General features: G+C 73.2%; 11 protein-coding genes. 3 read left to right on the top strand and 8 right to left on the bottom strand.

The features are described 5' to 3' along the window. The 4 genes from UW392_RS10230 to UW392_RS10215 all read right to left on the bottom strand — a co-directional run. The coding region (locus tag UW392_RS10230) for a beta-ketoacyl synthase N-terminal-like domain-containing protein (protein WP_320774600.1) at window positions 1–744 on the bottom strand (744 nt) is incomplete at its 3' end. A 44-nt stretch (window positions 745–788) separates the two neighbouring features. Beyond that, a complete protein-coding gene (locus UW392_RS10225; protein WP_320774599.1) occupies window positions 789–1,931 on the bottom strand; it encodes an acyl-CoA dehydrogenase family protein in 1,143 nt (380 codons plus the stop codon). An 83-nt stretch (window positions 1,932–2,014) separates the two neighbouring features. Then, window positions 2,015–3,040 (bottom strand): LLM class F420-dependent oxidoreductase, encoded by a 1,026-nt coding sequence (locus UW392_RS10220; RefSeq protein WP_320774598.1) that lies wholly within the window; start codon window positions 3,038–3,040, stop codon window positions 2,015–2,017. Further along, window positions 3,040–4,251: a CaiB/BaiF CoA-transferase family protein gene (locus tag UW392_RS10215; RefSeq protein WP_320774597.1), complete on the bottom strand. Its 1,212-nt coding sequence runs from the start codon at window positions 4,249–4,251 to the stop codon at window positions 3,040–3,042. Before UW392_RS10215 ends, UW392_RS10220 begins: the two co-directional genes overlap by 1 nt. Before the next feature lie 153 nt (window positions 4,252–4,404). Between UW392_RS10215 and UW392_RS10210 the strand changes: the two genes are divergently transcribed. Next, window positions 4,405–5,070: a TetR/AcrR family transcriptional regulator gene (locus UW392_RS10210; RefSeq protein WP_320774596.1), complete on the top strand. Its 666-nt coding sequence runs from the start codon at window positions 4,405–4,407 to the stop codon at window positions 5,068–5,070. On the opposite strand, the gene UW392_RS10205 is transcribed toward UW392_RS10210, so the two are convergent. The 3 genes from UW392_RS10205 to UW392_RS10195 form a co-directional block, all read right to left on the bottom strand. Beyond that, the gene (locus UW392_RS10205; RefSeq protein WP_320774595.1) at window positions 5,042–6,415 is read right to left on the bottom strand and encodes a DUF3500 domain-containing protein; all 1,374 of its coding nucleotides are present in this window, start codon (window positions 6,413–6,415) and stop codon (window positions 5,042–5,044) included. The genes UW392_RS10210 and UW392_RS10205 overlap by 29 nt on opposite strands. Before the next feature lie 121 nt (window positions 6,416–6,536). After that, window positions 6,537–6,827: a hypothetical protein gene (locus UW392_RS10200; protein ID WP_320774594.1), complete on the bottom strand. Its 291-nt coding sequence runs from the start codon at window positions 6,825–6,827 to the stop codon at window positions 6,537–6,539. A gap of 137 nt (window positions 6,828–6,964) precedes the next feature. Further along, the gene (locus UW392_RS10195) at window positions 6,965–7,261 is read right to left on the bottom strand and encodes a triose-phosphate isomerase (RefSeq protein ID WP_414495881.1); all 297 of its coding nucleotides are present in this window, start codon (window positions 7,259–7,261) and stop codon (window positions 6,965–6,967) included. A gap of 32 nt (window positions 7,262–7,293) precedes the next feature. Here UW392_RS10195 and UW392_RS10190 point away from each other — a divergent pair, with 32 nt between their 5' ends. Both UW392_RS10190 and UW392_RS10185 read left to right on the top strand, forming a co-directional pair. Next, window positions 7,294–7,635 carry a GntR family transcriptional regulator gene (locus UW392_RS10190; protein WP_320774593.1) on the top strand — a complete coding sequence of 114 codons (342 nt, stop codon included), beginning with the start codon at window positions 7,294–7,296 and terminating at the stop codon, window positions 7,633–7,635. 22 nt (window positions 7,636–7,657) lie between these two features. Further along, entirely contained in the window at window positions 7,658–8,005 is a 348-nt protein-coding gene (locus UW392_RS10185) for a tetratricopeptide repeat protein (protein WP_320774592.1), read from the top strand. Window positions 8,006–8,091: 86 nt separating this feature from the next. Here the strand turns inward: UW392_RS10185 and UW392_RS10180 are convergent, their stop codons facing one another. Further along, window positions 8,092–9,492 (bottom strand): PepSY domain-containing protein, encoded by a 1,401-nt coding sequence (locus UW392_RS10180; protein WP_320774591.1) that lies wholly within the window; start codon window positions 9,490–9,492, stop codon window positions 8,092–8,094. Between the last annotated feature and the right edge of the window lie 13 nt (window positions 9,493–9,505).

Below are 9,505 nucleotides of genomic sequence, written 5' to 3'. Positions count from 1 at the left end.
GGCCTCGACCCAGTGGTACTTCTGCAACGCCACCGCGTCGAATCCGCCCAGTTCGCCGATGTCCGCGAAGGACGGCTTGAGTTTCGCGAGGGTGTCGGCGGTGGTGCCCGGCCGGAGGTGCTCGTCGTGGTCGAGGACGGTCAGCCCGCTGCCGTCCCGCACCGGCACGACCGACCGCTCGAAGCGGCCCTCCTTCCACGCCGTGGCCGCGCGCTCCTGGGACAGCGCCGCGTACTCGTCGACGTCCCGCCTGGAGAACCCCTCCATGGTGGCGATCAGGTCGGCGCCTATCCCCTGCGGCACGAAGCCGGTGCGGTGGTTGGTGACCGGGTCCAGCGCCCACGCCCCGCCGTCGCTGCCCATCGGCACCCGGGACATGGACTCCACGCCACCCGCCAGGACCAGGTCCTCCCAGCCCGAACGGACCTTGGCGGCAGCCATGTTGACCGCCTCAAGACCCGAGGCACAGAAGCGGTTCTCCTGCACGCCGGCCACCGTGTCCGGCAGCCCCGCGGCGATCGCCGCGGTGCGGGCGATGTCGGCGCCCTGGTCGCCGAGGGGGCTCACGACACCGAGGACGATGTCGTCGACGGCGGCCGGGTCGAGGCCGGGGAAGCGGGCGCGGATCTCGTGGACGAGTCCGACGACCAGGTCGACGGGCTTGGTGCCGTGCAGGGCGCCGCCCGCCTTGCCGCGCCCGCGCGGGGTGCGGATCGCGTCGTAGAGGTATGCCTCGGCAGTCACGGGAACCTTCCGGTCAAGGGGGAGGAGAGGAACGGGGGCGGCGCTCAGCCCAGCAGGGAGCGGCCGATGATCTCTTTCATGATTTCGGTGGTGCCGCCGTAGATGGTCTGGATACGTCCGTCCAGGAACGCCTTGGCGATCGGGTACTCGGTCATGTAGCCGTAGCCGCCGTGCAGTTGGAGGCAGCGGTCGACGACGCGCTTCTGCAGTTCCGTCGCCCACCACTTGGCCATCGAGGCGTGCACGGCGTCGAGGCGACCCGCGCTGTGCTCGGTGATGCAGCGGTCCAGGAAGGCACGGGTGACGGCGCACTCGGTGGCCATCTCGGCGGCCTCGAACCGGATGTGCTGGAGCCGCGCCAGCGGGCGTCCGAACGCCTCGCGCTCCTTGACGTACGTGACGGTGAGGTCCAGGACGTGTTCGGCCGCCGCGGCGGCGCCGACCGCGATGGCGAGGCGCTCCTGGGCCAGGTTGGCCATCAGATAGGAGAACGCCCGGTTCTCCTCCCCCAACAGGTTCTCCTTGGGCACCCGCACGCCGTCGAAGAACAGCTCGGCGGTGTCCTGTGCCTTCTGGCCGATCTTGTCGAGGTTGCGGCCGCGCTCGAAGCCCGGCATGCCGCGCTCCACGACCAGCAGGCTCTGTCCGCCGCTGCCGCCCTGGGGGGTGGTGCGGGCCACGACGATCACCAGGTCGGCGAGGATGCCGTTGGAGATGAACGTCTTGGTGCCGTCGAGGCGGTAGTGGTCGCCCTCGTCGACGGCCGTGGTGCGGATGGCCTGGAGGTCGGAGCCGGCGCCGGGTTCGGTCATGGCGATGGCGGTGATGATCTCGCCGGAGGTGTGGCCGGGCAGCCAGCGCCGCTTCTGCTCCTCGGTGGCCAGCCGGGTCAGGTAGGGGCCGACGATGTCGTTGTGCAGGCTCAGCGCCAGACCGGAGGCGCCGGCGCGGGCGAACTCCTCGATCAGTACGGCGCTGTGGCGGAAGTCGTCGGTGCCCCCGCCGCCGTACTCCTCGGGCACGGCGAGGCCGAGGAGGCCCTGGCGGCCCGCCGCGCGCCACACGTCGCGGCTGACGACGCCCTCCGCCTCCCAGCGTTCGTGGTGCGGCAGCACCTCCTTGGTGAGGAAGGTGCGCACGGTGTCGCGGAACACCTCGTGCTCCGCCGTGTAGATGTCCCGTTCCATGTCGCCTCCGCGTCAGGTGCCGGCCTCGGGGTGCCGGCTTCGGGGTGCCGACCTCGTCGGTGTCGGCCTCGTCGGTGTCGGCCTCACAGCCAGTTCTTGACCCGCTCGACCAGCCGGGCCGGGTCGGGGCCGACGGGGGTGACGTTGAGCATGGTCACCCCCGCGTCGCGGAACGCCTCGATCCGGTCCCGGACGTACCCCTCGGGGCCCGCGAGGCAGACGCGTTCGCACAGTTCGGCGGGGACGGCGGCCTCCGCCTCCCGCTTGCGGCCCGCCAGGTAGTGCTCCTGGATCGCGGCGGCGCCCTTCTCGTAGCCGTAGGCGCAGACCAGGTCGTGGTAGAAGTTGCGGCCGGGCGCGCCCATGCCGCCGACGTACAGAGCGATGACAGGCCGCATCAGGTCGCGTACGGCCGCCGCGTCCTCCCCCACCGCCAGCAGGCCACCGGCGACCACGGAGAGCGGTCCGAGGGCGGGGTCGCGGCGGGCGGTGCCCTCCGCGAGCGGGCCGCCCCAGACGGCGGCGGCGTGTTCCGGGACGTACAGGAACGGCAGCCAGCCGTCGGCGAGTTCGGCGGTCATCCGGACGTTGGCGGGGCCGAGCGCGGCGACGTACACCGGGACGGTGTCGCGGACCGGGCGGGTGAGGAGCTTCAGCGGTCTGCCGAGGGTCCCGCCCTTCTCGGGCGGCAGCGGCAGGTCGGTGATGCCGTGGTGCTCGATCACCTCGCGGCGCCAGATGCGCCGGGACAGCTCGATCGTCTCGCGGGTGCGGCCGAGCGGCTTGTCGTAGCGGCGGCCGTGCCAGCCCTCCACGACCTGGGGTCCGGAGGCGCCGATGCCGAGCAGCGCCCGGCCGCCGGTCAGCGCGTCGAGCCCGGCGGCGGTCTGCGCGATCAGCGCCGGGGTGCGGGAGTAGACGTTGAGGACGGCCGAGCCGATCCGCATCCGCTCGGTGCGGGCGGCGAGGTACCCCATGACCGTCGGGGAGTCGAAGCCGTACGCCTCGGCGACCCAGACCGCGTCGAGTCCCGCCTTCTCCAGGGCCGCGGCCTCGTCGGCGGCGGCGCGGGGGTCGGCGGCGTACTGGAGCGGGGTGGAGAGTTCCATCAGCGTCCGGTCTCCGTCTCGGGGGGCACGAGGGCCTCGGGGGGCACGAGGGCTTCGGGGGGCACGAGGGCTTCGGGGGCGGTGAGGGCTGTGAGGGCGGCCACGTGCCAGTCGCGGGCCACGTCGTCCTGGTGCGCGCCGGGCAGGGCGGGCGGCAGCCGCAGCGCCCCGGGGGTCGCGGAGAAGCGGGGGGCGACGCCCGGCTGTACGAGGCCGTGGGTGTCGGTGTAGGTGGAGCGGTGCGCGAGGTGCGGGTGGCGGGCGGCTTCACCGAGGGAGAGCACCGGGGCGACGCAGGCGTCCGTGCCCTCGAAACGGGCCGTCCACTTCTCCCGGCCCGCGCTCGCGAACCGCTCGGCGAACAGGGCCCGCAGCTCCGGCCAGCGGCGCGCGTCGTGCCGGTCCGGCAGCTCCCCGGCGTCCAGGCCGAGCAGCGTCACGAACTCGGTGTAGAACCGCTCCTCCAGCGCCCCGACGGCCATCCAGCCGCCGTCGGCGGTGGCGTAGACGGCGTAGTAGGGGCAGCCGCCGTCGAGCAGGTTGCGGCCCCGTGCGTCGCGCCAGGTCCCGGCGGCGAGCATGCCCTGGATCACGGCGGTGAGGTGGGCGGTGCCGTCGACGATCGCGGCGTCCACCACCTGTCCCGCGCCGGTGCGCCGGGCGGTGAGCAGTGCGGCGAGGAGACCGACCACGAGGTACAGGGAGCCGCCCGCGTAGTCGCCGAGGAGGTTGGCGGGGACGGCCGGCGGTCCGTCGGCGGGGCCGATCATGCCGAGCGCGCCCGCGGTGGCGATGTACCCGATGTCGTGCCCGGCGCGCGGTGCGAGGGGGCCGTCCTGGCCCCAGCCGGTCATCCGGCCGTACACCAGCGCGGGGTTGACGGCGTGGCACGCCTCGGGTCCGACGCCGAGCCGTTCGGCGACGCCGGGGCGGTAGCCCTCGATCAGGATGTCGGCGCGGGCGGCGAGGGCGCGCACGGTGTCCGGTCCGTCCGGCGCCTTCAGATCCACCAGCACCGACCGCTTGTTGCGGTTGGTGACGTCGTGCGCCGGGCTGAGCCCGAGGGCGGGGGCGGCGGGCCGGTCGACGCGGACGACGTCGGCGCCCAGGTCACCCAGGAGCATCGCGGCGAAGGGCCCCGGGCCGATGCCGGCCAGCTCCACCACCCGCACTCCGGCCAGCGGTCCGCATCGGGACGTGTCGTCACCCATCAGCTCCCCGTTCCTCGCGACCTACTTAGCGCTCGCTAAGAACGTAGGGGCGCCTTGAGTGCGCGGTCAATGAGCACGACGGAGGGACTTTACTGAGCGATCGATAAGTGGCGTACGATGCTGGTCGTCGGCCTCGCACCCAAGGAGCACCGTTTGAGCGCCCGGTCAGCCCAGGAGATCACCACCGACACCCCGCACTGGCGGGTGTACGGGCCGCTCGGCCTGCACCCGATCCTGGTGCACGCGATGGAGGCGTTCGACGAGCACGGCTACCACGGCACGTCGGTACGGGACATCGCGGGCCGGGTCGGGGTGACGGTCCCCGCGCTCTACTACCACTACGAGAACAAGCAGGCGCTGCTCGCCACCCTGCTGGAGACGTCCATCAAGGACGTCCTGGACCGCTGCCGGGCAGCCGCCGCCGAGGCCGGTGACGACCCGCTGCCCCGGTTCTGCGCGATGGTGGAGTCGATCGTTCTCTACATGGCCCACCGGCAGGGCCTGGCCTTCCTGGACACCGAGATCCGCAGCCTGGAACCCGACAACCGGGCCCGGTACGTGGCGCTGCGCGACTACCTCGAACACATGCTGCTCGACACGGTGGAGGCGGGCATCGCGCGGGGCGTCTTCACCACGCCGATCCCGGCGGACGCGGTCCGTGCGGTACTGATCATGTGTCAGGGCGTCGCCAACTGGTACCGCCCGGAGGGCCCCCTCACCGCCGAGGAGGTGGCGCGGCGCCATGTCCTGCTGGCGCTGGGCACGGTGGGCCGTCCGGGCGGGACGCCGGTCAGTGGTCGGTCGCCAGGTGCAGCCTGAGCAGGTCCACGCCGTAGTCGTTGCCGTTGGGGGTGCGGACGATGGTGTGGATGTGCTGCTGGGTGGGGTCGCCCATCTGTCCGGGGCCGCCCGCGCCGGGCCCGCCGGAGGCGGACGCCGAGGGGGACGCGGTGGCGGAGGCGGAGGGCGAGGCGGACGTGCCGTCCTCGTCCTCGTGGTAGGCGAGCGGCGACTCGGCGTCGTACTCGATCAGCACGACCGGGCTGTGGATCCGGTAGTAGAAGGCGGAGTCGTCCTCGTACTCGCCGATCCAGTAGAAGTACGTGTCGTCGAGGTGCTTCTCGATCTCCCGGAGCCGCACGCGCGCGTGGCCCTGGTCCTGGTAGCCGACGTAGACCTCGGCGAGGTCGAGCAGGAGCTGCTGCTGGCGGCGGTTCAGCTCGGAGCCCTTGACGCCCGCGTACGGGATCTCGGCGTTGTCCTGGCCCGCGCCGGCGATCAGGTCGGTGCCGGACTTCTCGTCGGTGGAGAGCGCGGCGGCGAGCTGTGTGCTGTTCAGCGAGCGCAGCAGCTTCAGGCCGGCGGCGGTCTCCTCGCGGAAGAGGTGGTAGTCGACGCCGTCGTAGGTGATCTTCGTCGGTTCGGAGCCCATGAAGGTCGGGGTCATCACGACCTGATCGCCGAGGACGAAGTAGTTGATGACGAGGTGGTGGCCCTCGAACTGGAAGCCCCAGGCGTCGGTCGCCGACGGGGTGCCCATGACGGTGAACCAGTAGGCGTCCTCGTTGAGCGCCTTGGAGGTGTCGCCGGAGTACTCGCCGAGGAAGTGGTTGAGCTTGCGGATGCTGTCGGCCTGCTTGAGGCCGCGCGCCGACAGCGCCGACTTCAGCAGCTTCGTGCCGAGGGCGTACTGCTTCTCCGTCAGGTCGCGCAGGGCGACGCCGTCGCGGTCGTTGGAGTCGACGTTGGTCCAGTCGAGCCACTGGTCGGCGTCGACGTCGAAGAGGGTGGCGGCCTTCTGGTCGTCGGTGAGCGAGTCGACGAAGGCCGCGGCGGCGCGGATCACCGGCGTGGTGGAGACACCGGTGGAGTGGACCGCGTAGAGGTCCTCGACGACGGTGCCGTCCGTCGTGACGCCGACGAAGTCGTCGTAGGCGATCGTCTGGCCGAAGCCGCCGCCGGCGGGCGGGCCGGACGGCGTGGCGCTCGCCGTGGCGTCCGCCGCGTCTGCCGTCGTCTCGGCGCCCGCCTGGGTGGCGGCGTAACCGCCCATGACCGCGACGGCGGAGACGCCGCCCGCGAGCATGGCCTTGTTCAAGAACCACCGGCGGGAGCGGTGGGCCGCCTGGGTTCGCGGCTTGTGTCCGTGCGTTCCGTTGACCATGAGTAGAACAATTTCGTCAACAATTATGAGAGCGATGGCAGTGACCTGTGCGGAGGGTAGGAACGCTTGCCTCAGCCGGTGCCGACCACGCCCGAATGCGGACGAGTCGGCTCGCGCGGTCTCACGCCGCGCGGGCGTACCACAGGAGCGGCCGGGGCCGTCGGGCCTCCGTGCGGGCGGACGCCGAGCGGGCGGGGACGGCCCGCACCCGGTAGGTGGTCTTCGCCGGGTCGACGACGGGGTCGCCGAGGGTGATCCGGCCGGCGGTGCGCAGTTCCTCGCAGACCTCGGTGGGCAGGGCGACGTAGCAGCCGCCCACGGAGCTGCCCGGCTCCATCGGCCGCCAGTAGCCGTATCTGCGGCGTCCCGTGGCGTACTCGGTGACGAAGACGGGGGTACGTGTGTCGGACATGACTCGCAGGACCTGGACTGCGCCCGTGCTGGACTGATCGGCGGTGTACGGCATCGACGACGGCCTTTCTGCGCGGCGGGACCCGAGACCGCCTACCCGGGTTGGCCGGAGTTGATCTCGCTGTCCCGCATTCTGCGTCACGGCACTGACAACGCCCGGTCCGCGCACTCGTCGAGCAGGGCGGCGACGGCCCGCGGATCGTGAGCGAGGACCACGGTGCCGTCCAGGCCGTGCGGCAGCCGCCCGGCCTCGGCGCCGGCGCGCCGGGCCGCCTCCTCGGGGTCCGCCCGGTCGCGCTCGCCGACGCACAGGACGGGGGTGAGTCCGTTGCGCAGGGCGGCGGCCGTCTTGGCGGCGACGAGCGTGTCGCCCTCGCCGTACAGGCGGCGGCGTTCGGCGTGGCCGACCGGGCCCGGCCTGCCGAACTCCGTCAACACCTGATTGACTTCGGACAGAGCTGCTGGCCATGCCGGTGGACGGCTCCCTCAAGCCCGGTGAGCCACTGCGCACGGAGACGCCGGCCCAGCAGCTCTCGGTGTCGGCGACGCCCGTGCGCGAGGCGCCGGCCCGGCTGGAGGCGACCGGGATGGTGCGCCGGCTCGCGCGGCGCCGGTACCGGGTCGCGGAGCTGCCGACCCGTGAGGAGACGGCCCGGTTCGTGGAGTTGCGGCTGGTGCTGGAGCCGGCCGACGCCGAGCGGGCGTGCGCCCGCGCCGACGACGAGAGCTGCGCGGAGCACGCGGCGGTCCTGGACGCCTTCCGCGACCGCTCCCGAGTGGTGGAATGTTCAACGACCTCGCGTGGTTGAACGCACCGAAAGGGAGGCCACGGTGAGCAAGAGCTACTACGACTACGGAACGCCGGCCGAGCGCTGGGAGCGGGCGGGGATCTTCTTCGGCGCGAAGAACTACACGGCCGCCGCCGGTCTGCTGGAGCGGCTGGTCGAGGAGGCGCCGGAGCAGACCGCGCCGCGGCTGCTGCTGGCCCGCGCCTACTACCACTCGGCGCAGCTGCGCCGCGCCGAGACCGAGCTGCGCGTCATCGTCGAGCGGGACCCGGTCGAGCACTACGCCCGGCTGATGCTCGGCCGGACGCTGGAGCGGCAGGGGCGGCAGGAGGAGGCGGACGGCCACCTGCGCATCGCCGGGGCGCTCGCGGGCGACTTCCCGGAGATCTGAGCCGGCCGCACCCGGGCCCGGTTCCGCGAGGAACCGGGCCCTTCGGCTGTCCTGCGGCGCACGGCGTCGCCGCACCGGACGTCGCCTCAACGGTAGGCGCGGCGGCCCCGGCGGTGGGCGATCTCGCCGAGGACGACGTCGGCGGCCAGGAACGCGGCCAGCGGGATGCCGAGCAGGGGCACGAAGTAGCCGACGACGGCGACACAGGCCAGCAGCGGCACCAGGACGTACGGCGGGACCTGCTGCCACGCGCCGCGCGGGACCGGCCTGCCGAAGGCGCCGCCGCGGCCGCGCTGCCACCACATGCGGTAGCCCAGGACGACGATCCAGATCAGGGCGAGCGCCAGTGCCATCAGGGCGAGCTGGTTGGCCAGGCCGAACAGGTTGCCGGTGTGCAGGTCGATGCCCCAGCGGGTGAGCTTCGCCAGCACGGGGTGGTCCGCGAACCGCAGGACGTCGGTGACCTCGCCGGTCGCCGGGTCGACCGCGACCGCGTCCTGCTTCTCCGGCCAGCTGCGCTGCACCTGCCGGACGACGTACGCGGTGGCCGCGTCGGCGGGCGGGACGATCTCGACGGGGTCGCCGAGGCCCTCGGCGCGCGCGGCGGCCAGCACCTTGTCGAGGCCGACGCCGTGCTCCGCGTCGCCGCCGGTGCCCGCCGCCGCGCCGTGGCCCGCGTGCTCGCCCGCGGCGGCGGCCGACGACACGACGGGGGTGGTCTGGCCGAGCGAGACGCGCAGCTTCTCGACGTTGGCGCCGGCATACGTCGACCAGGTCAGGCCGGTCGCCGAGAGGAAGACGAGCCCGGCCGCGATCCAGGCGCCGGTCGCGCCGTGCAGCCCGAGGGTGCGGCGCCGCCCGGCCGTGCCCCGGACCTTCCGCCGGGCCCGGCGGCGGGAGAACCAGAGCACCAGGCCGCCGCCCGCGATGACCCACAGCCAGCTCGCGGCGAACTCGCTGTACAGGCGGCCCGGTTGGCCGAGGTGCAGGTCGCGGTGGAACTCGTCGATCCAGGTGCGCAGCGGCAGCGCGCCGGTGGAGCCGTACTGTTCGAGGGCGCCGCGCACCTCGGCGGTGTAGGGGTCGACGAAAACGGCGAGGGTGTGCGCGGGGTCGACGCCGGCGACCCCGGAGAGCATGACCCTGGTGGTCGCGTCGTCCTCGGGCGAGGGGCGCACCGCGGCGACGGTCCCCTCCGGGTGGGCCGCGCGGGCGGCGGCCACCTGCTCGGATATCGGCAGCTTGGCGCCGTCGGCCGCGGGGACGGTGAGTTCGTGGTCGTAGACCAGCCTCTCGGCCTGGAAGGAGGCGGCGTAGAGGAGGCCGGTGACGGCGGCGACGAGGAGGAACGGGGCGACGAACACGCCCGCGTAGAAGTGCAGGCGCAGGATCAGGGGGCGCAGCGGGGACCAGCGGCCGGGAGCCGGGGGCGGGGCGGCGTCCGGCTGCGGGGCCTCGTCCGCGGTGGTCGAGGGGGCGGTCGTCATGGGCGGGCCTCCG

This window comes from Streptomyces sp. CRN 30 (genome assembly GCF_034105845.1).
This window is presented reverse-complemented; position numbering and strand designations above follow the sequence as displayed.

Excerpts from the sequence above, each read along its gene's own strand:
- UW392_RS10225 (WP_320774599.1), bottom strand. The coding sequence starts at position 1,931 with ATGGAACGGGACATCTACACGGCGGAGCACGAGGTGTTCCGCGACACC.
- UW392_RS10220 (WP_320774598.1), bottom strand. The coding sequence starts at position 3,040 with ATGGAACTCTCCACCCCGCTCCAGTACGCCGCCGACCCCCGCGCCGCC.
- UW392_RS10215 (WP_320774597.1), bottom strand. The coding sequence starts at position 4,251 with ATGGGTGACGACACGTCCCGATGCGGACCGCTGGCCGGAGTGCGGGTG.
- UW392_RS10205 (WP_320774595.1), bottom strand. The coding sequence starts at position 6,415 with ATGGTCAACGGAACGCACGGACACAAGCCGCGAACCCAGGCGGCCCAC.
- UW392_RS10200 (WP_320774594.1), bottom strand. The coding sequence starts at position 6,827 with ATGTCCGACACACGTACCCCCGTCTTCGTCACCGAGTACGCCACGGGA.
- UW392_RS10190 (WP_320774593.1), top strand. The coding sequence starts at position 7,294 with ATGCCGGTGGACGGCTCCCTCAAGCCCGGTGAGCCACTGCGCACGGAG.
- UW392_RS10180 (WP_320774591.1), bottom strand. The coding sequence starts at position 9,492 with ATGACGACCGCCCCCTCGACCACCGCGGACGAGGCCCCGCAGCCGGAC.